At 56.8% G+C, this 18,564-nt stretch carries 22 protein-coding genes; 6 read left to right on the top strand and 16 right to left on the bottom strand.

Annotated elements, in window-relative coordinates:
• Positions 1-106 precede the first annotated feature (106 nt).
• The 6 genes from I3V23_11460 to I3V23_11435 all read right to left on the bottom strand — a co-directional run bounded on the left by I3V23_11460 (position 107) and on the right by I3V23_11435 (position 4,006).
• Positions 107-403 (bottom strand): hypothetical protein, encoded by a 297-nt coding sequence (locus tag I3V23_11460; protein QPI85165.1) that lies wholly within the window; start codon positions 401-403, stop codon positions 107-109.
• Positions 404-408: 5 nt separating this feature from the next.
• Positions 409-1,824, bottom strand: a complete 1,416-nt coding sequence (locus I3V23_11455) for a type II and III secretion system protein family protein (GenBank protein ID QPI85164.1) — start codon at positions 1,822-1,824, stop codon at positions 409-411.
• A gap of 152 nt (positions 1,825-1,976) precedes the next feature.
• On the bottom strand, positions 1,977-2,816 hold the full coding sequence (gene cpaB / locus I3V23_11450) for a Flp pilus assembly protein CpaB (GenBank protein ID QPI85163.1): 840 nt from the start codon (positions 2,814-2,816) through the stop codon (positions 1,977-1,979).
• A 59-nt stretch (positions 2,817-2,875) separates the two neighbouring features.
• Positions 2,876-3,199 carry a hypothetical protein gene (locus I3V23_11445; protein QPI85162.1) on the bottom strand — a complete coding sequence of 108 codons (324 nt, stop codon included), beginning with the start codon at positions 3,197-3,199 and terminating at the stop codon, positions 2,876-2,878.
• A 12-nt stretch (positions 3,200-3,211) separates the two neighbouring features.
• Positions 3,212-3,586, bottom strand: coding sequence for a hypothetical protein (locus tag I3V23_11440; protein QPI85161.1), 375 nt, complete (start codon positions 3,584-3,586; stop codon positions 3,212-3,214).
• A 234-nt stretch (positions 3,587-3,820) separates the two neighbouring features.
• Positions 3,821-4,006 carry a hypothetical protein gene (locus I3V23_11435; GenBank protein QPI85160.1) on the bottom strand — a complete coding sequence of 62 codons (186 nt, stop codon included), beginning with the start codon at positions 4,004-4,006 and terminating at the stop codon, positions 3,821-3,823.
• A gap of 243 nt (positions 4,007-4,249) precedes the next feature.
• Between I3V23_11435 and I3V23_11430 the strand changes: the two genes are divergently transcribed.
• Positions 4,250-5,068, top strand: a complete 819-nt coding sequence (locus I3V23_11430; protein QPI85159.1) for a lytic transglycosylase domain-containing protein — start codon at positions 4,250-4,252, stop codon at positions 5,066-5,068.
• Positions 5,069-5,071: 3 nt separating this feature from the next.
• Here I3V23_11430 and I3V23_11425 read toward each other — a convergent pair whose 3' ends face one another.
• From I3V23_11425 to I3V23_11415, 3 genes are all read right to left on the bottom strand, one after another.
• On the bottom strand, positions 5,072-5,698 hold the full coding sequence (locus I3V23_11425) for a CoA transferase subunit B (protein ID QPI85158.1): 627 nt from the start codon (positions 5,696-5,698) through the stop codon (positions 5,072-5,074).
• 3 nt (positions 5,699-5,701) lie between these two features.
• Positions 5,702-6,406: a CoA transferase subunit A gene (locus I3V23_11420; protein QPI85157.1), complete on the bottom strand. Its 705-nt coding sequence runs from the start codon at positions 6,404-6,406 to the stop codon at positions 5,702-5,704.
• 100 nt (positions 6,407-6,506) lie between these two features.
• Positions 6,507-7,619 carry a class II histone deacetylase gene (locus tag I3V23_11415; protein QPI86811.1) on the bottom strand — a complete coding sequence of 371 codons (1,113 nt, stop codon included), beginning with the start codon at positions 7,617-7,619 and terminating at the stop codon, positions 6,507-6,509.
• Positions 7,620-7,717: 98 nt separating this feature from the next.
• Between I3V23_11415 and I3V23_11410 the strand changes: the two genes are divergently transcribed.
• A complete protein-coding gene (locus tag I3V23_11410) occupies positions 7,718-7,984 on the top strand; it encodes a DUF167 domain-containing protein (GenBank protein QPI85156.1) in 267 nt (88 codons plus the stop codon).
• Here the strand turns inward: I3V23_11410 and I3V23_11405 are convergent.
• Both I3V23_11405 and I3V23_11400 read right to left on the bottom strand, forming a co-directional pair.
• Positions 7,981-8,859 carry a DMT family transporter gene (locus tag I3V23_11405; GenBank protein QPI85155.1) on the bottom strand — a complete coding sequence of 293 codons (879 nt, stop codon included), beginning with the start codon at positions 8,857-8,859 and terminating at the stop codon, positions 7,981-7,983. The genes I3V23_11410 and I3V23_11405 overlap by 4 nt on opposite strands.
• Positions 8,860-8,868: 9 nt before the next feature.
• Complete coding sequence (locus I3V23_11400; protein QPI85154.1) at positions 8,869-9,108, bottom strand: hypothetical protein; 240 nt, start codon at positions 9,106-9,108, stop codon at positions 8,869-8,871.
• 128 nt (positions 9,109-9,236) lie between these two features.
• Between I3V23_11400 and I3V23_11395 the strand changes: the two genes are divergently transcribed.
• Positions 9,237-9,950 (top strand): M48 family metalloprotease, encoded by a 714-nt coding sequence (locus I3V23_11395; GenBank protein QPI85153.1) that lies wholly within the window; start codon positions 9,237-9,239, stop codon positions 9,948-9,950.
• A 9-nt stretch (positions 9,951-9,959) separates the two neighbouring features.
• Here the strand turns inward: I3V23_11395 and rimO are convergent, their stop codons facing one another.
• Positions 9,960-11,318, bottom strand: a complete 1,359-nt coding sequence (rimO, locus tag I3V23_11390; GenBank protein QPI85152.1) for a 30S ribosomal protein S12 methylthiotransferase RimO — start codon at positions 11,316-11,318, stop codon at positions 9,960-9,962.
• A gap of 209 nt (positions 11,319-11,527) precedes the next feature.
• Here rimO and I3V23_11385 point away from each other — a divergent pair, with 209 nt between their 5' ends.
• Both I3V23_11385 and I3V23_11380 read left to right on the top strand, forming a co-directional pair.
• Positions 11,528-13,492 (top strand): AsmA family protein, encoded by a 1,965-nt coding sequence (locus I3V23_11385; protein QPI85151.1) that lies wholly within the window; start codon positions 11,528-11,530, stop codon positions 13,490-13,492.
• Positions 13,493-13,495: 3 nt separating this feature from the next.
• Positions 13,496-13,960, top strand: a complete 465-nt coding sequence (locus I3V23_11380) for a lytic transglycosylase domain-containing protein (GenBank protein QPI85150.1) — start codon at positions 13,496-13,498, stop codon at positions 13,958-13,960.
• A 29-nt stretch (positions 13,961-13,989) separates the two neighbouring features.
• Here the strand turns inward: I3V23_11380 and I3V23_11375 are convergent, their stop codons facing one another.
• On the bottom strand, positions 13,990-14,976 hold the full coding sequence (locus I3V23_11375) for a D-glycerate dehydrogenase (GenBank protein ID QPI85149.1): 987 nt from the start codon (positions 14,974-14,976) through the stop codon (positions 13,990-13,992).
• Between the two features lie 201 nt (positions 14,977-15,177).
• On the opposite strand from I3V23_11375, the gene I3V23_11370 reads away from it, so the two are divergent.
• A complete protein-coding gene (locus I3V23_11370) occupies positions 15,178-15,792 on the top strand; it encodes a hypothetical protein (protein QPI85148.1) in 615 nt (204 codons plus the stop codon).
• Here I3V23_11370 and moeB read toward each other — a convergent pair.
• From moeB to coaBC, 3 genes are read right to left on the bottom strand one after another with little or no spacing between them, the layout of a single operon-like run.
• Positions 15,789-16,829 (bottom strand): molybdopterin-synthase adenylyltransferase MoeB, encoded by a 1,041-nt coding sequence (gene moeB / locus I3V23_11365; protein QPI85147.1) that lies wholly within the window; start codon positions 16,827-16,829, stop codon positions 15,789-15,791. The genes I3V23_11370 and moeB overlap by 4 nt on opposite strands.
• Positions 16,829-17,299: a dUTP diphosphatase gene (dut, locus tag I3V23_11360; GenBank protein ID QPI85146.1), complete on the bottom strand. Its 471-nt coding sequence runs from the start codon at positions 17,297-17,299 to the stop codon at positions 16,829-16,831. The genes moeB and dut overlap by 1 nt, the downstream gene beginning before the upstream one ends.
• Positions 17,299-18,504, bottom strand: a complete 1,206-nt coding sequence (gene coaBC, locus I3V23_11355) for a bifunctional phosphopantothenoylcysteine decarboxylase/phosphopantothenate--cysteine ligase CoaBC (GenBank protein QPI86810.1) — start codon at positions 18,502-18,504, stop codon at positions 17,299-17,301. Before coaBC ends, dut begins: the two co-directional genes overlap by 1 nt.
• Between the last annotated feature and the right edge of the window lie 60 nt (positions 18,505-18,564).

Raw genomic sequence — 18,564 nt, 5'->3', positions numbered from 1 at the left:
CAATGCGGGCAAGGATGATGATGGCGACAAACTGCGGCGAGATTGGGGCCAAAAAGCCGAAACACTGAGGAATTTTCAGTGCCTTTGTCGAATTTTTACGAACAACCTAAGGGGTCGTTGCCCCCTGCCCTGCGGCACCGCTTAAAATATTCGTCAAAGCAGTTGGGGATACGCCCATTGTGGGCGCAGGTGCTGTCGCAGCGGCGGCTTGGCGTTCTTGCGCGGCACTGACAGTGTAGGTGATCGGATTGGTGCGCTGTGCCTGACGATGCGCCATGATATTCTGCATCGTGGGATTACCAAAGCCACCCTCATCCAACCCATCGCCAAGGGGGCGATTGAACGGCTCGCAGGCGCAGAGGGCCGTTACGGCGATCAGGCCGAAGATGTGGGACAGTTTCATCGCGCCTACTCCATCACATAGCCGTATGAGCCACTAAAATCTTGCCGCGCGACATCGCCTGCGGGGCCAGTGCGCCCCGTGCCTGCAGTGCGCCCGAGCAAGAACAGCTCGCTTTCCGTGGGGATTGTCACCCGATCAGTTGGCAAGGCGAGGGCAGAACTGGAGGTGGGCGACACCAGATGCGCCGTCACGATAATCACAAGTTCTGTCTGCTCACGCTGATAGGAGGTTGACCGAAACAAGGCCCCAATCACGGGCAAATCACCCAACCATGGCACGCGGCCAATGGAGTCGCGGAAATCATCTTGCAGCAAGCCCGCAATGGCAAAGCTTTCGCCATCGCGCATCTCGACCGTGGTCGATGCCGAGCGGGTGCGCAAACTGGGCACTTGGTTGCCCACCAAAGTGACCGTTTCACCAAGCGATGACACTTCGGTGTCGAGCTGCAAATTGATCACCCCGTCACTGACCACTGTGGGGGTAAAGTTCAATTGAATACCGAATTCTTTGAACTCAATCGCAGGGCCATTATTGGTTTGAACAGGCACAGGAAATTCGCCGCCTGCAAGGAACGCGGCGGGCTGACCTGACAGGGCGGTAAGATTGGGTTCAGCCAAGGTGCGCACAAGGCCCTCAACCTCGAGCGCCTCAAGCAAAATACCCATTTGCGCCGCACCCGCACCAAAGGTCACAGAAAGCGCGCCTTGCCGCCCCAACAGCGCCCCGTTTGAGGCAACAGCCGAAGGCAATGTCGGGTTGGCGAGGCCTGTGCCTTCGATCAAATTTCCCGTGCCTGTCAGCACATCTGACGCGCCGCCCGAAAAACTAGAGGACAAAGTTTGGCGCACATTGCGCGACATTTCAGAGAAACGCACCTGCAACATCACCTGTTGCGCGCCGCCAATCGTTAACAGATTGGACACCCGACCAGGCGCATAACGGTCAGCCAATTGTATCGCGCTTTCTGCCGCAGCCAATGAACTGGCACGGCCAGACAGAACGATACCATCATTCGCTGTGCGCACCTCGATCTGATCATTGGGCAAGATTTCACGCAGACGTTCGCGCAGTTCGGTGACATCTGGCACAACTTGCACTTCGACATTCGCAATCAACCGCCCTTCAAGCGACAAGAGCGTCATCGTGGTGCGCCCTGGGGCGCGACCAAGCACATAGATGCTTGTCTCAGACAAGGTTGCGATATCGGCAATGCTTGGGTTTGCGATGGATAATTCGGCAAATGGCGCATCGCTCTCAACAACAACGGCGCGGTTCATCGGAACCCGCAAGGTCGAGGATGTCCCCCCTTCGAGCACGCGCAAACTTTGCGCCGCCACGTGGGGCGTTGGAATGGCAAAAACCACCACAAGCGCCACAAAAAATGACGCTAATCTGGCGAAACCCCAAATCCGTATATGCATCGTGATCCTGCCTCTCTGATCACATTTTTTGTATTTTTATATATTTTATTTCAGTATGAATGAGATTACGTATTTTTGCAAGCCATCCATAGATGCCAAAAAAGTGCGGGCAAACGGCAAGGGAGATCCCTCTGCCCGCATCAGTCTGGCACTCAATTATTTGAACAGGGGACAGGCACGATTTGCACTTCGCCGCCACGGCGCGCGCGCACTGTGCAAACCTGTGGGGCCTGTGCCACCTCGGCAGGGGCGGCGGGTTCATCAACAATACCCAAGATATCATCAAGCCCTACTTCAACCATGCCGCTTTCGGTTTCATCATGCACCCCCACCAACGCAAGCGAGAGCGTGCCTGATGCCTGCGCCTGCGCCAGGGCACCAATGCGTTCTGGTGGCGCTTCTACTGTGATTGTGCGGGCGAGCATTGGATTGTTCTGATCTTGGTCAGATTGCTGATCAACCGCGATAATCTGCAAATTGGTTTGGATCAAACGCGTCACCCGTTCACCACGGCCCCCGCCCGTCCAATATACATCCACGCGGTCACCTGGTCGGATGAAGCCTGCAACGCCAGTGGTCACATCAACACTCAACGAAAAGGCCCGCATACCTGATCCAAGCCGCGAAGCAACGCCGGCATCCTCACCCGGCGCAGTGACTTTGGCGCGCAACAGCGGTTCGTGACGTTCCATAGCGCGCAGGGCAACGCGATCACCCTCAGCATCGGGCGGGAACACTTCGTCAAGTGACGTAAACGCCCCCATTGGCACAAATTCAGCGGGCCAATCAATCAAGCGCACATTGGTGCGGCTTAACGACTGACCATAGCGCATCGGCGCGGTCAAAATGACCACTTTGGTGGTTTCAATCACCGCTTCGCGCTGCTGATCGAGCGCAGTGCTATATTGTTCCATCCGATCCTTGGCATAGGTCACGGCAAGACCCGCCAAACCGATCCCCAAAAACAAAACCAATCCAAAGATGATCCGCATGGTCTATCCTTTCTCAAGTTGCCGCGATCTGTGCGCGGCACAAACTGCCTCAGACGCCTTTATCGCGGCGGATTCGGGCAGAATGATGGAAAGGGTGCGAAATCTTTGGGATGGCCCGCCGCCCCTGTCAGAGGGGGCAGAGCGGCAGGCCCCAAGGTGACCGAAGTCATCAACCTCGTGCGGTGCAAGGCGGGATCATGCATCTGACCAAAGCGCATGACACCGCCCGCCGCAGGGATTGGGTTTAAGCGTGCCATAGGGCCAGAATACGGCAAAAGATGCGCAGCCTTGCGCCAAATTGCCCTGATTTTATGAAAATGGATGAGGGTGGATTGTGAAAAGGCCGCGCCAAATATCAGCGCGGCCTTTAGAGTGAGGGACAAGGTCAGATCGGCCTAATCATCATCATCCTCGCCCTGATCGTCATCATCATCGTCATAATCGTCATCGTCATCGCGATATGAATACCGCTCATCGGTGTCATCATAGTCGTCATCTTCGTCATCATCATCGTGACTGGGCCCGTAATAAGACGGGCTGCCACCCGACATTTCAGACGATGATGCAATGCCCCCTTGCGGGAGAGACGAGGCGGGGCCTGCAAGTTGGGTGCTAAGATTGGCGGCAATGTCGGTCGTAATGACATCAATCCCATTGCTTATTGCGGTTGCTGCGGCAATGCCTGTGCCCACCATCGCCCCCGTCAAAACAACCCAATCGACTGTGACCGCACCCGTCTCGGACGCGAGAAAATCGCTAATCTTGGTCATCATATGCGCTCCAGAATTTACGTGTGATTTGTCTGTTCACCGCACGCCGTTCTGGCCGTTTGGTGAGCTAAAATCCCACGCCAATCGTGGCGCAGCCGTGACCCTTCGGCGCTTATTCTGGGCCCGTTTCTGACAATGAATGTTAAATTTTAATATGCAGGAAATGAAATGATAAGGCCGCGACCCATCGGGGCGCGGCCTTATAAATTCTTGTGCAAGTCTGTGACTTGGAGATTAGTCGTTCGGGTTGGTCACTTGCGCGCCGAGGTTGGCTGCGAGATCGTCTGTCAAGCCAGTGATGCCTGTGCTTACAGCTGCTGCCGCTGCAATACCAACGCCAACCATTGCGCCAGTCAGAACAACCCAGTCAACGGTGACTGCGCCAGATTCAGATGCGAAGAAAGATTTGATCATGTTCATAGTTTTCACTCCAGTGTTAATTTGCTGTATGTTTGCCTTGATACCTTTGGGCTATCTGGCCCGCTGATGAGCCTGTTTTGCCCCCAGATCAGGGCGGGAATTGGGCGGAGATGGGAAATTCTCGCGAAATCTTAAGGGTAAGTTAATGGCGCAAAGCATTCGGCTTGGCGCTAAATGCTTGATTTATTGAAGAAACGCGGCAAAGCATGGACCTGGGTTACGAAATTATTGGCAATATCAGTCATGCAAACGGGATTTTTGCGACTCGGGATTCTGTGCCTGTTCTTGGGCATGGGCAGCGCATTGCCTGCACAAGAGGCCACAGACCCCCCAGCTTGGCCCGAATTTAACTTTCGCCGGGTGACTGTGCCGGATGCCAATCACCAAGGGCCACGGATCACTATTCAAATCACACCGCCCGTCCCAGACGCCACGCCTGCGGCGAACCCCCTGCCGCGAAACCCGCATGATGACGGGGCCCATAGCGCATGGTTCTGGGCAGATATCCCCGATGGGCTTACGGGCGGGGTGCCAAGATTTGAGGCCGCGCTGAATGTGATCGCCAACGCACCTGATAGGCAACACGGATATAACGCTGCGGGCATGGGTGATCTGGCGCGCCGCTATGGCGCAGTGATCCTGCGCGAGACAATCGAAACGCAGGTATCCCCTGCTCTCGCCTTAGCCATTTTGGCGGTGGAGTCGGCTGGGGTCGCAGATGCCCAAAGCCGCGCAGGCGCCCAAGGGGTGATGCAATTAATCCCTGATACAGCGGCGCGCTTTAACGTAGATGATCCCTTTGACCCCGCGCAAAACATTCGCGGCGGCGTGGCCTATCTGGATTTTCTAATGGGGCGCTTCGCCCGTGACCCGCTTTTGGTCATCGCGGCCTATAATGCGGGAGAAGGGGCAGTGGATACGGCGGGTGGCGTGCCAAACTTTGCCGAGACCCGTGCCTATGTGCCAAAAGTGGCTGAGGCGTGGCAGGTGGCACGGCTGTTATGCATCACGCCACCTGAGTTGATTTCGGATGGCTGCGTTTTTGCAACCATGCAACCCTAAGGGTCAGACAATATGCGCCTCTGTTGCCGCGCGCAGTTCAGCTTCGGTGACACCATCGGCCAGTTGAACGATCTTGAGGCCGCCTTCGACCACATCCAGAACGCCCAAATTGGTGATGATACGATGCACAACGCCCGTTCCTGTCAGCGGCAAGGTGCAAGATTTCAAAACCTTGCTTTCCCCATGCTTATTGGTGTGATCCATCACAACCACAACACGGCGCACGCCTGCGACCAAGTCCATCGCGCCACCCATCCCTTTGACCAATTTGCCAGGGATCATCCAATTGGCAAGATCGCCCGTCTCAGACACTTCCATCGCGCCCAAAATTGCCATCGCAATCTTGCCGCCACGGATCATCGCAAATGATGTCGCGCTGTCAAAATAGGCGGTATGGGGCAATTCAGTGATCGTCTGCTTACCTGCATTGATCAGGTCTGGATCTTCCTCGCCCTCATAGGGGAAAGGCCCCATGCCAAGCATTCCGTTTTCGGATTGCAAGGTCACGGTCATGCCTTCTGGAATATAATTTGACACGAGGGTCGGAATCCCGATGCCAAGGTTCACATACATCCCGTCTTCAAGTTCTTGTGCCGCGCGGGCGGCCATTTGATTGCGATCCCATGGCATGGATTAGGCCTCCTCACGCTGGCGCACAGTGCGCTGTTCAATTCGTTTCTCATGCTGCCCCTTGATCAAGCGATGCACGAAAATTCCAGGCAAATGGATATGATCAGGGTCTAGGCTGCCCGCGGGCACGATTTCTTCGACCTCCATGATGCAAACCTTGCCACAGGTCGCAGCAGGCACATTGAAGTTCCGCGCGGTCTTACGGAAAATCGCATTGCCCGTTTCATCAGCCTTCCACGCTTTGACGATAGAGATGTCCGCAAAGATCCCTTCCTCAAGGATATAGGTTTCGCCGTTAAAATCTTTGTGGTCTTTGCCTTCGGCAATCACTGTGCCCACACCTGTCTTGGTGTAGAACCCCGGAATGCCTGCCCCCCCTGCGCGCATCCGCTCGGCCAAAGTGCCTTGGGGGTTGAATTCCAGTTCCAATTCACCCGCCAGATATTGGCGCATGAATTCTGCGTTCTCGCCCACATAAGAAGACATCATCTTTTTGATCTGGCGTGTGGCCAGAAGTTTGCCCAAACCAAAATCATCAACGCCCGCGTTGTTGGAGGCCACGGTCAAATCTTTAACACCGCTGTCCACGATGCCATCAATCAGCAATTCAGGAATCCCGCAGAGGCCAAAGCCGCCTGCCGCGATCAGCATTCCATCCTGCAAAAGGCCATCCAAAGCCTCAGCAGCAGAGCCATAGATTTTCTTCATCGGGTCTCACCCTTTTTCCAAAAAGATTTGTGGCAAATTGACCCGCAACCTGCGCGGTGTCAACGTGCTGCAATGCAGCAAATATCAGTTTGCGGGTCTGTTAGCGCATATCAGAAAGGCTTGCTTCCATCTCGGCGATCCATTCGCTCACAAATGCATCAAACCGCACATCGGGTTGCTGTGCGGTGATCCGTTCTGACAAAGGATCAGGGGCGGTGATGCGACTGCCGCTCATAACCTCCAGAACCGCATGGGCGCAGAACGGCACGTGCAATTCGGAATAACCGCCTTCATGCACCATCACGAGGCGACCCTCGCACAGCGCGTCAGCCGCGTCCCGCACCTGTTCTGCCATCGCACGGAACGTGTGGCTGCCTGCCATCATTCGCCCCAAAGGATCAACACCTGACGCGTCAAACCCACAAGCGATGATAATCACTTCAGGCGCAAAGCGTTCCAATTCGGGGATCACCAAACGCTCCATCGCCTCAAGATAGGCATTATGCCCGCCCCCGGGGGGCAGCGGGATATTGAGGTTAAACCCTGCCCCAGCACCCGATCCACGATCCTCAAACGCACCGCTATCGCGGGGATAATTGCGATCTTGGTGAAGGGAGATGGTCAGAACATCATCACGATCATAGAAAATCGCCTCAGTTCCATTGCCGTGATGCACATCCCAGTCAATCACGGCAAATTTCGTGGCCAGCCCTTCGGCCCGCGCGGCCTCAATCGCGATGGCGATATTGGCAAGGAGGCAAAACCCATTGGGAAAATCAGGCAAGCAGTGATGCCCTGGCGGACGAGACAGCGCATAGGCATTCTCCAAATCCCCCTCTAGCACGGCAAACAGGGCTGATTTGGCCAAACCCGCAGACAGGGCTGCAATCTCGAACCCATCGGGGCCGAAAGGTGTGCGCAACCCCAACTCGCCCCCACCCTGCGCTGAAATATCTTGAAACTGGCGCAAATAGGTTTCGGGATGAATGCGCAAAATATCTTCTTCGGTTGCAGGATCCGCGTGGCGAGGCGCAAGTTCAGACCACAGTCCCGTGATCTCAAGAAGGTTTTTCAAGCGCCGCTTCGTTTCAGGATTTTCGGGCAGGCCGCCTGCGGCAAGAGGTTGAACCAATCCGCCCACAGGGGCGAGAAAGGCATAATTGCCACCCGAATGCCAAAAGCAGCGCTCATCCCAGAAAAACCCTGTTGCCATGATCAAACCTTTCCTCATCACCAAATCCACCGCGCGCATCTTGCACCCTAGGAGACAGAGTGCAAGTTTGCAGCTCATTGGCTTTTGAGAGGCCCCCCTTGCGCAAATCCCTACCCGACCTCAGCGCCTATGCGCAGACCGGTATACGGCTAAATTTACGCGTCACCCCAAAAGCCGCGCAGAACCGTATCGTGGTCGAAGAAGACCTGTTGCGGGTCTATGTGACCCAAGCACCCGATAGCGGCAAAGCAAATCGTGCCGTTCTCAAACTCTTGGCTCAGGCAATCGGGATCGCGCCCTCATGCCTGACGCTGATACGCGGCGAGACGGATCGGAACAAAGTGGTTGGCGTGAATATGGGCTAAACCCTGCGGCTTTGCCAAACCGTATAAAGGCCCGAGGCAACAATAATCAAACTGCCAATCAAGGTCTGGGCATCGGGGCGTTCGCCAAACACGGCCACGGCCAAGATCATCGCAAAAACCAAACGAGTATACCGAAATGGGGCAATAACGGCAATTTGCCCTGTTCGCATGGCCATAGTCAGGCACATATAGGCGGCAACGCCAAATAAGATGGCAGGCCCTGTCAGCACCATGCCGCCCGCGCCCAGTGGGGCCACGCCGCCCTGATAACCCCAAACGATACCACCTGCGATGCTCAGCATGATAAACCCGTAAACGCCAAGCTGCGCCGTTGTCATGCTCTTTGGTGCGGCGCGTGTCGCCAGATCACGGCCAGCAAAGCCGATCATGCCCAAGACCGCGAAGAGGGACAGCGGTTCAAACGCGTCCAGCCCAGGCCGTAGGATTAATAGCACCCCAACAAACCCTGCGCCAATCGCCGCCCATTGCCGCCAGCCCACGGTTTCGCGAAACACCATCACCGCCCCTGCCGCCACCACCAAAGGCGTGGCTTGCAAAATCGCACTGGCCGAGGACAGGGGCGTTAAGGCAATCGCGACCGTGTAACATACCCGACCCGTGATTTCGAACAAAGCACGCCACGCCATGGCGCGACCAAAGGCCTGAGGGTGCAAGATCACCTCGCCCCGAAGGCGCGCCATGACCACAAAGGCCAACAGCCCACCAAGCCCAAAGGTCACCATAACTTGGCCCAAGGGGATATGCGCCGCTGCCGCCTTGATAAAGACATCCTCAAGGGTAAAGGCAAGCATTGCCAAAACCATGAACAAACTGCCGCGCAAATTGGCCGCGTGATGGGATGTGTCAGGGATCATTGAGGGGCCTTAGCGGGTCGGGCGATCAATCCGATACACCCCTTCTGGCAAGTTCAGCGCTGCCGCCAACTCGCGCAACTGCGCCATAGAGATTGAGATTTTCTGAATGCTATCACTGCGCGGGTCATATTGTTCAACCTGAACGACCTCTTCAAAAGCCGTCAGCACGACATCCTCTTGGAGAGGGCTTTCCCCCTCATCCATCAAGGTCACAACTGTGGCGTCAAAATCATGCTCAATGCTAAACATAAGATCACGCTAGGCGGGAATTTCCCTCTTGGCAATCATGTGATCCTCTCGTGATGAGAATTCGATTGAGATATCTCAAAATGGGCTGCAAAATAGGGTTGGCCTCAACAAAAAGGTATTTGGTTCTGATGCGTGCAATTCTGATTTTGCCGATGCTTGCATTCCTTGCCGCGTGTCAGGTGGCAAGCCCCCCACCAAGCGGCGCACCTACAAGCACGGCCAGCAGCGATAATCTGCCCAAACTGGCCCCAGATGTGGCAATGAATAATTTCCGCACAGTGGTCGCCAAGGTCGAACCCATTGCCGAAGATATTTGCCGTCAAGAAACACCAGATCAAAACTGTAATTTCACCATTGCGATTGAGCGTGACAGAAATGCAGGCATCAACGCGTTTCAAACCTTGGACAATGCGGGCAACCCATATCTGGTCTTTACGATTGGCCTGATTGAAGATGCGCGCAATATTGACGAATTGGCCTTTGTGATGGGTCATGAGGCTGCGCATCACATCGCCCGCCATATTCCCCGCCAACGGGCCTCTGCCCAAGGGGGGGCGTTAATTTTCGGCGTGCTTGCAGGGATTGCGGGTGGCGATGCCTCTATGGTGCAAAATGCGGCCGATATTGGCGCCACAGTGGGCGCGCGCCGTTTTAGCCAAGATCACGAATTACAAGCCGATGCTTTGGGCACTGTCATCGCCTATCGCGCAGGGTTTGATCCCGAGCGTGGCGCGCAATATTTCACCCGCCTGCCTGATCCGGGCGAAACCTTTCTTGGAACGCACCCGCCCAATGCAAACCGCATTCAAATCGTGCGGGATACGATGGCAAGCTTGCGCTAAGGGTGGGGGTCAGGCGATCTGACCCCAAAGATCATATTCACTGGCCTCATCAACTGTCACAGTCACGATGTCGCCCGCTTTGAGATCTTGGAACCCTTCATCGATAAAGAGATTGCCATCAATCTCTGGCGCGTCTGATTTGGTGCGGCAGGTGGCCCCTTCATCGTCCACCTCATCCACGATCACCTCAAGACGCGTGCCAATTTTGGCGGCCAATTTCGCCTCGGAAATACTCTGCGCCTTTTCCATAAAGCGCGCAAAACGCTCGTCCTTGACCTCTTGCGGCACATGGCCTGGCAAATCATTTGACCGCGCACCCGCAACATTTTCGTAGGTGAAACAGCCGACCCGATCGAGCTGCGCCTCATCCAACCAATCAAGCAGGGTCTGGAATTCGGCCTCTGTTTCGCCCGGATACCCCACGATAAAGGTTGAGCGCAGGGTGATCTCAGGGCAGTCCGCACGCCAAGCCGCGATTTCGTCTAAGGTTTTACTTGATGCCGCAGGGCGGGCCATACGTTGCAACGTATCGCGATGGGCATGTTGGAATGGGATATCCAGATAAGGCAGAACCAACCCTTCGGCCATCAAAGGGATCAACTCCCGCACATGCGGATAGGGGTAGACGTAATGCAACCGCACCCACGCGCCTAGTTGGCCCAAATCGCGCGCCAAAGGAAGGATTGGGAATTTCTCATCCCGACCAGCCCAATCCGTGCCATAGGCCGAGGTGTCCTGACTGATGACCAGAAGTTCCTTCACCCCTGCCTCAACCAGTTTTTCTGCCTCACGCAACACGGCCTTTGCGGGACGGCTTTGCAGGCGGCCCCGCATATCGGGGATGATGCAAAACTTGCACTTGTGATTGCAGCCCTCGGAAATCTTGAGATAGCTGTAATGACGGGGCGTTAGGCTTACGCCTGAACTTGGCAATAGATCGACAAACGGATCAGGCGCGGGTGGCACGGCGGCATGCACCGCATCCAAGACCTGCTCATATTGGTGTGGGCCCGTTACGGCCAGAACACGCGGATGCGCACCTGTGATATAGTCAGGCTCGGCCCCCAAACAGCCCGTCACGATCACGCGCCCATTTTCGCGCAGCGCCTCGCCAATCGCGTCCAAACTTTCGGCCTTGGCGCTGTCGAGAAAGCCGCAGGTGTTCACAATGACAGCATCGGCACCGCTATAATCGGCGCTGATCCCATAGCCTTCGGCGCGCAGTCGGGTCAGGATCCGCTCACTATCCACAAGCGCCTTGGGGCAGCCAAGCGAGACCATCCCGATTTTGGGCTGACCCTCGCGGATCGTCTCCTCTACGCGCGCACGGGCAAGATCTGGGCGAAGATTTGGTGGGTTCTGTGTCATATCCCGCGCTATAGCGTGGCTTTTGGCCATCGTGAAGCAAGAAAGCACTCAGGCACCATCGGCGCGGGCCAACATCCAGCCTCATCTTGTTCTGCCATGACCTCGCGCAACCTTGAACAAAAAGGCACCGCCAAGGCTTTACGGCCCCAAACCATAGCCGCTAAACACAAAGGTGCTTGGGGTTACAAAAATAGCTTGGGGGATTCTCGATGAAGTGGGTGTTGCGGGTCATTTTGGCTGTCGTGATTTTCGTAGGCGTGGCTGTTGGAGGGATTGCGTTAATTCCAACGGATACCATTGCCAGATTGGCGACAGAGCGGCTATCGGCCAGCCTCGCGCGTGATGTGACCCTGACGGGCGCAGTGCGGCCAAGTTTTTACCCCATGATCGGGATCAGCGCCGAAGGTTTTGAAATTTCCAACCCTTACTGGGCTGCGGATCAAGGCCCGATGCTGCGGGCTGAGGCCTTGCATATCGGGGTCGAAATCATGCCCCTTTTTTCTGGCGAGGTGCGGATTGCGCGCGCGGAACTTATAAAACCTGACATCATTTTGCTGCGAAACGCAGATGGACAGGCCAATTGGGAATTTTCAACCACCGCCCCCACAGCCGAGACAGGCACAAGCGGTGACCTGCCGCAAATCAGCCTCAGCCTTGCACAGATCAGCGATGGCACCCTGCGCTATACTGATGCCACAACAGCGCAAAGCTATGCGGCCGAAGCGGTCAATCTTCGCCTTGAAGCGCCCGATCTGAACGGCGGTCTGACAGGCAGCTTTAACGCCGCAATCAATGGCGCGCGCTTGAGGGGCGATGTGACCCTCACCACTCTTGCCGATGCGCTTGCAGGGCGTGAGGCGCGCATTGATCTGTCCCTGTCTTGGACAGGCGGCAGCCTTGGCTATCGCGGCGCGCTTATGCTTGCCCCGTTCAGCCTTGCGGGCGAGGTGAATGCCGATATCACCGACCTGACCCCGATCACGACTGCGGCGGGTATTGCAGCGGTGACTTTACCGACGGGATTGGGTCGCGATCGTATCGCGCTGAACGGCCCCATTGCGATCACGCCCGAGGGCGTTGCGCAGATCATGGATGCAACCCTTGCGCTAGATGACACGGCCATAACCCTATCTGCAGAGCTCAGCACAGGCGGTGAGCGCCCTAAGATCACGGGCCGCATCGCGGGCGGGCGCGTTGACCTAAGCGACCTGACAGAAGGCAGCGCAACCCAGGGCAGCAGCGCAGGCGGCGGATGGCCGCGTGACGAAATCGACCTCACGGGCCTCTTCGCGGTAGATGCCGATCTTGATCTGGCCCTTGCCGAATTGGATTTGGGTATGATGCGGCTGTCAGATATTGCGCTACAAACCACGCTTGATGCGGGTCGTCTGCAGCTCGATTTGGCGCGCGCCGTGGCCTATGGCGGCACGATTGCAGGGCAAACTGTAATAAATGGCCGTGGCAATGGATCCGTGGCCAGCAACATGGCGATCCGTGCGGTGCAATTGCAACCCTTGCTGCAAGATTTTGCAGATTATGACCGCCTTTCAGGCACGGGAAACGTCACCTTCAACATTTTAGCGGGCGGGCGGTCTGTAGCGGCATGGATGAACAGCCTTGAGGGCAGTGCCGCGCTTGACTTTGGTCAGGGGGCGATTGAGGGGCTTGATCTTGCGGGGATGATCCGCAATCTCGACAGCTCCTATCGGGGCGAAGGCGCGCGCACAGTCTATGACAGCATCACCGCGACCCTTGCGATTGCGGGCGGTGTGGCGCGCAATGACGACCTCACCTTGACCGCTGGATGGGGCGGTGTCACAGGGACGGGCGAGATCAATATTGGGGGCCAGTCAGTGGAATATCGCGTGATCCCCGCTGTGCAAACATCCTCCGATGGGTCGAATATTGCCGTGCCCGTCATCGTGCGCGGCCCTTGGGCTGATCTTAGTTTTGCACCTGATCTAGAATATTTGGCCAATCAGCGGCTAGAACTGGAACGCGCAGAACTTGAAGCTGCGGCCCAAGCCCGTATTGACGAAGAGCGTGCTAGGCTGGAACAAGAGGCGCGCGATCGGCTTAACCTGCCCGCCGAGGGCGATGCGCGCGATGCCATCGAAAATCAACTGCGCAATGAGGTCGAAGGTGCCTTGCGTGGCCTGTTCGGGGGGAATTGATCTATGCGCCGCCTTATGATCACAGCCCTTTGCGTGATGCTTGTGGCCTGCATTGGCACACCCGAACCTGATCTTTACCCGGGCGAAACAGCAGAAATTAGGGCCCTCGTGAATAAAATGGCGCGCCAATATGATGTGCCCGCCCCCCTGATCCACCGCGTGATCCAACGGGAAAGCGACTATCGTGCCCATGCCCGCAACGGCCCCTATTACGGGATGATGCAAATCTTGCCCGCCACAGCCCGCAATATGGGGTTTACGGGTGAAGATGCCGATTTATTGGATGCAGAAACCAATCTCACCTATGCCGTCAAATATCTGCGCGGCGCATGGCTGCTGTCAGATGGATCTTATGACACGGCCGTCATGCATTACGCGCGTGGCTATTACTATGTAGCACGGGACAGATGCATGTTGGTCGAGACAGGGCTGAGGGAACGCGAGGTCAGGCGCGACTGTCGGGGATGAGGCGATTTTTGCCGCATATCCCCGCTGTCTCAATGCATGCTCGGCAAAACCAGATCGGGGGGGCGGTGGCCATCTGCAAAGGTCTTGATATTGATCAACACCTTTTCGCCCATCTCAATCCGCCCTTCAAGCGTGGCTGACCCCATATGCGGGAGGAGGATCACGTTATCCAATTCCCGCAATCGGGGGTTCACATCATGGCCACGCTCAAACACATCCAAGCCCGCACCCGCGATCTCACCCGCGCGCAACATGCGGGTGAGTGCTTTTTCATCAATCACCTCTCCCCGCGATGTGTTCACAATCACCGCTGATGGCTTCATCAGCTTCAACCTGCGTGCATTGATCAAATGAAAGGTCGAAGGGGTGTGCGGGCAATTCACTGAAATCACATCCATCCGCGCCAACATTTGATCCAAGCTTTCCCAATAAGTCGCGCCGAGCGCTGTCTCTATATCAGCGTGAACTCTGCGGCGGTTGTGGTAATGAACCTGCATTCCAAAAGCAGCCGCGCGGCGGGCCACGGCCTGACCGATGCGACCCATTCCCAGAATACCCAAACGCTTACCCGCGATACGCCCCCCCATAAAGGCGGTTGGCGCCCATCCCTGCCATGTGCCCGTTTGCATGACAGCCTGCCCTTCTGGCACGCGGCGCAGAACACCCAAGATCATCGCCATAGTCATATCGGCGGTATCATCCGTCATGACACCGGGTGTATTGGTGACCAAGACCCCGCGTTGGCGTGCGGTGGCAACGTCAATATGATCGACCCCTGCACCATAATTGGCAATCAGCTTGAGCCGTTCGCCCGCTTGCCCCAACATGCCTGCATCAATCTGATCCGTCACACATGGCACCAGAACATCCGCTGATTTCATCGCTGCGACCAGATCATCGCGGCTCATTTTGCGGTCTTCGTCATTGAGCTGAACATCAAACAATTCGCTCATGCGGGTTTCCACCGCTTCGGGCAAATGGCGGGTAACGACAACTTTTAACCTTGGTGCGGGCATGGGCTTCTCCTGAGGCGGATGGCATGTCTGACGCTGTTACCCTTCCCCATTCTGCGCGCGGGTGCAAGCATTCGCGGGGCCTTGGCCGCGACAGGCGCTTCGTAATGTCATCTTCCCCCGCGATGGCTTTCTCGCTATGGTGTGAGAAAGATCAAAATAACCCAGCCCAAAGCGGCGGGACGAGGCCTATTGAGGATAGTCATGCCACGGTCAGATTGGCGCATAACCCTAGCGATTGGTGCGGTTTGTCTTGTGTTTGCAGCCAACGCAGGGGCGCAAAGCACCGATGGCGCGGTGCCGTTGCCACGCCCCGACAATCTTGTGCCAGTCGAGACACCTGAACTTGAGACCGCCACCCCCACGCCAACGCCCAGTTTTGACGCCCCGACCACTGGGCCTGAAACAGGTTTTCCGCTGCCGCGCTATGTTTCGATGGATGCAACACGCGGCTATGCACGGCGCGGCCCCTCGCGCAACCACCGCATTGATTGGGTCTTTCAAGAACGCAATATGCCGCTGATGGTTGTGGCCGAGCATGGGCATTGGCGGCGGGTCGTGGATCATGACGGGGTGGGCGGATGGATGCATTACGCCCTTTTGTCAGGGCGGCGCACAGCGCAAATTGACATTGACCTTGCCGATTTGCACCAACGCCCTGATGCAGAGGCCACTGTCATTGCCCAAGCCCAACGCGGCGTGGTCGGACGGGTAAGCGAATGCGAACGCGACTGGTGTCGTTTTGCCGTTGATGGGTTTACAGGATGGGTCGAGAAATCCGCCCTTTGGGGCGTGATGGAGGACGAGATTTTCGACTAGTCCCCTGCGCAAACGGGGCAAGAAGCATTGCGCTTTAGCTTGACGATCCGCGTCTCAGGCGCAAGCCCATCATAGAGCAGCATACGCCCCAATATCCCCTGACCCGCACCTGTAATCTGCTTGATGGCCTCAAGTGCCATCATGGTGCCCACCACCCCTGGAAGCGCGCCGATGACACCCGTCTCGGCACAGGTGGCAGCCATCCCTGCCTGAGGCGGATTGGGAAAGACACAGGCCATGCATGCCCCGCCAGCACTTGGATCGTAGAGGGTAATCTGCCCCTCCCATGCTGAAATTGCACCTGCCAAAAGCGGGCGCTTGGCGGACACCGCAGCGCGGTTGATCATTGCCCGCGTTTCAAATTGATCCGTGCCATCAATGATTAGATCATAGCCCGCGAATAGCTCTGCCGCGATCGTCTCGTCCAAAGCACGATTGTAAGGTCGGATATCAAGATGTGGATTTATCGCCTTCATCGCACGTTCTGCTGAAAACACTTTGGGCATATCTTGATCGGCATCGCGGTGAATGATTTGGCGTTGTAGGTTCGACAGGCTGACATGATCCGCGTCAATCACCCCAATGCGCCCGACCCCCGCAGCTGCGAGATACAGCAGAACAGGCGAGCCCAAGCCACCTGCCCCCACCACCAAAACCTTGGCCGATTTCAGCGCCTTTTGCCCCTGCCCACCAATGTCAGGCAAGGTGATGTGGCGGGCATAGCGCTCTAATTCCTCTGGCGTGAAGGTGCCGCTTTGGCGCGGCGCGGGCGTGATCATGGGCTGGGCCACGCGGCGCAAGCGGTTTAGACCCGCGCGATAGGCCAGAACCAACAGAACCGCACCGCCTAAAATCAACCATGGCGCGGCAGTTTCGCCTGTCGCGATGCGCAAAGGGTGGCCCTCGGGCAATACGAAATGGCCCAAGACAACCACCCCATAGACAAGGGCGACCATCACAAGACGGGGGGTATAGGCGGTTTTCATCACGGCCCCAAAGCCCCAAAGCGCAGCCATGATTGCAAGAACCGTGAACATCAGCCCTGCCCAGTTGAGCCGAAACCACCCGCCCCACGCGCGGTTTCATCCAAACGCGACACAAGCGTAAAACGGACTTGCGTCACTGGCGCGACAACGCCTTGAGCAATCCGATCCCCATGGCCAATAACAAAAGGTGCATCGCCCAAATTGATGAGGATAACCCCCAATGGCCCGCGATAATCGCAGTCAACCGTTCCAGGCGCATTGGCAAGCGTCACCCCATGTTTCAGGGCAAGGCCAGATCGCGGCCGAATTTGCAGCTCATACCCGCGAGGCACAGCCACACGAAACCCTGTTTGGATCAAGGCGCGCGTCTGCGGGGCAAGCGTCAGCCCGGCCTCGCGGGCGTCAGCCGTGAACTGTGCGCGCAGATCAAAACCCGCCGCCCCATCGGTTTCATATCGCGGCAGGGGCAGGTCAGGATCGGCCCAGTCTTCGCGTAAGAACTTTACTTCTACTTGCGCCATTATGCCTGCCCCAAAGCCTCGGCCACGCGCAGGGCAAGCCGTGCTGCAGTCTCAGATTTGCTCAAGCGTGGCCATGGATCGGCGCCTGTGCGCGTGATCAGCGTGACCGCATTATATGCACCCCCCATGATCCCCGTTTCAGGGGACACATCATTGGCCACAATCCAATCACATCCTTTGCGCGCCAATTTCGCTTGCGCATGATCAACCAGATTTTCGGTTTCGGCGGCAAAGCCTACAACCAAGGTCGGGCGGCCTTTTTTCATCTGCGCCACAGATGCCAAAATATCGGGGTTTTCCGCAAAGCTGAGACGGGGCAGCGCGCCATCGCCCGATTTCTTGATCTTTTGGTTCGCGGCATTATCCACGCGCCAATCGGCAACGGCAGCGGCAAATATAGCGGCATCTGCAGGTAGGGCCTCTGTCACGGCCTTTGCCATCTGCGCGGCAGTCTCGACCTTGATCACATCTACACCATGAGGCGGTGGCACGGATGCAGGGCCTGTGACGAAACTGACCCGCGCGCCCAAATCGCGACAGGCCGCAGCAAGTGCCGCCCCCTGCGCCCCTGACGAGCGGTTGGCAATATAGCGCACGGGATCTATGGGTTCATGTGTTGGGCCAGAAGTAATCAGAACATGTCGCCCCGCAAGCGGGCCTTCCGCAAATTGCGCGGCAATGGCGCTGACAATCTCATCGGGTTCGGCCATGCGGCCTAGGCCAAATTCACCGCAGGCCATGCTGCCCTCATTGGGGCCAACAGACCGAATCCCATCCCCCAAAAGCTGCGCCAAATTGCGTTGCGTGGCGGGATGTTCCCACATCCGCACATTCATTGCAGGGGCGATCAGCACCGGCTTGTCAGTTGCCATCAGCAGGGTCGAGGCCAGATCATCTGCATGACCGCCCGCCATTTTGGCCATCAAATTCGCCGTTGCTGGAGCCACCACAACTAGATCTGAGGCGCGGGATAATTCGATATGGCCCATTTCGGCCTCATCGGTCAGATCAAAAAGATGCGTATATGGCTTTTGACCCGCGAGGGCTGCGACCGAGAGTGGTGTCACAAATTCTTGTGCCGCCTGTGTGAGAACAGGGGTAACAGCGGCCCCTTGGTCGCGCAAACGGCGGATCAGCTCAAGGCATTTATAGGCCGCGATCCCGCCCCCGATGATCAACAATATACGTTTCCCCGAAATCATGATGATCTCACCTTTTCGCCTGTTCTGTTGCGAAACCTATGTGGCGCGGCGGCGTGGGGCAAT

This window comes from Rhodobacterales bacterium HKCCA1288, from assembly GCA_015693905.1.
Classification (GTDB): Bacteria; Pseudomonadota; Alphaproteobacteria; order Rhodobacterales; family Rhodobacteraceae; genus M30B80.
This window is presented reverse-complemented; position numbering and strand designations above follow the sequence as displayed.

Coding starts and splice junctions, on each gene's coding strand:
- I3V23_11460 (QPI85165.1), bottom strand. CDS start 403: ATGAAACTGTCCCACATCTTCGGCCTGATCGCCGTAACGGCCCTCTGC.
- I3V23_11455 (QPI85164.1), bottom strand. CDS start 1,824: ATGCATATACGGATTTGGGGTTTCGCCAGATTAGCGTCATTTTTTGTG.
- cpaB (QPI85163.1), bottom strand. CDS start 2,816: ATGCGGATCATCTTTGGATTGGTTTTGTTTTTGGGGATCGGTTTGGCG.
- I3V23_11440 (QPI85161.1), bottom strand. CDS start 3,586: ATGACCAAGATTAGCGATTTTCTCGCGTCCGAGACGGGTGCGGTCACA.
- I3V23_11435 (QPI85160.1), bottom strand. CDS start 4,006: ATGAACATGATCAAATCTTTCTTCGCATCTGAATCTGGCGCAGTCACC.
- I3V23_11430 (QPI85159.1), top strand. CDS start 4,250: ATGCAAACGGGATTTTTGCGACTCGGGATTCTGTGCCTGTTCTTGGGC.
- I3V23_11425 (QPI85158.1), bottom strand. CDS start 5,698: ATGCCATGGGATCGCAATCAAATGGCCGCCCGCGCGGCACAAGAACTT.
- I3V23_11420 (QPI85157.1), bottom strand. CDS start 6,406: ATGAAGAAAATCTATGGCTCTGCTGCTGAGGCTTTGGATGGCCTTTTG.
- I3V23_11415 (QPI86811.1), bottom strand. CDS start 7,619: ATGGCAACAGGGTTTTTCTGGGATGAGCGCTGCTTTTGGCATTCGGGT.
- I3V23_11405 (QPI85155.1), bottom strand. CDS start 8,859: ATGATCCCTGACACATCCCATCACGCGGCCAATTTGCGCGGCAGTTTG.
- I3V23_11400 (QPI85154.1), bottom strand. CDS start 9,108: ATGTTTAGCATTGAGCATGATTTTGACGCCACAGTTGTGACCTTGATG.
- I3V23_11395 (QPI85153.1), top strand. CDS start 9,237: ATGCGTGCAATTCTGATTTTGCCGATGCTTGCATTCCTTGCCGCGTGT.
- rimO (QPI85152.1), bottom strand. CDS start 11,318: ATGACACAGAACCCACCAAATCTTCGCCCAGATCTTGCCCGTGCGCGC.
- I3V23_11385 (QPI85151.1), top strand. CDS start 11,528: ATGAAGTGGGTGTTGCGGGTCATTTTGGCTGTCGTGATTTTCGTAGGC.
- I3V23_11380 (QPI85150.1), top strand. CDS start 13,496: ATGCGCCGCCTTATGATCACAGCCCTTTGCGTGATGCTTGTGGCCTGC.
- I3V23_11375 (QPI85149.1), bottom strand. CDS start 14,976: ATGCCCGCACCAAGGTTAAAAGTTGTCGTTACCCGCCATTTGCCCGAA.
- I3V23_11370 (QPI85148.1), top strand. CDS start 15,178: ATGCCACGGTCAGATTGGCGCATAACCCTAGCGATTGGTGCGGTTTGT.
- moeB (QPI85147.1), bottom strand. CDS start 16,829: ATGTTCACGGTTCTTGCAATCATGGCTGCGCTTTGGGGCTTTGGGGCC.
- dut (QPI85146.1), bottom strand. CDS start 17,299: ATGGCGCAAGTAGAAGTAAAGTTCTTACGCGAAGACTGGGCCGATCCT.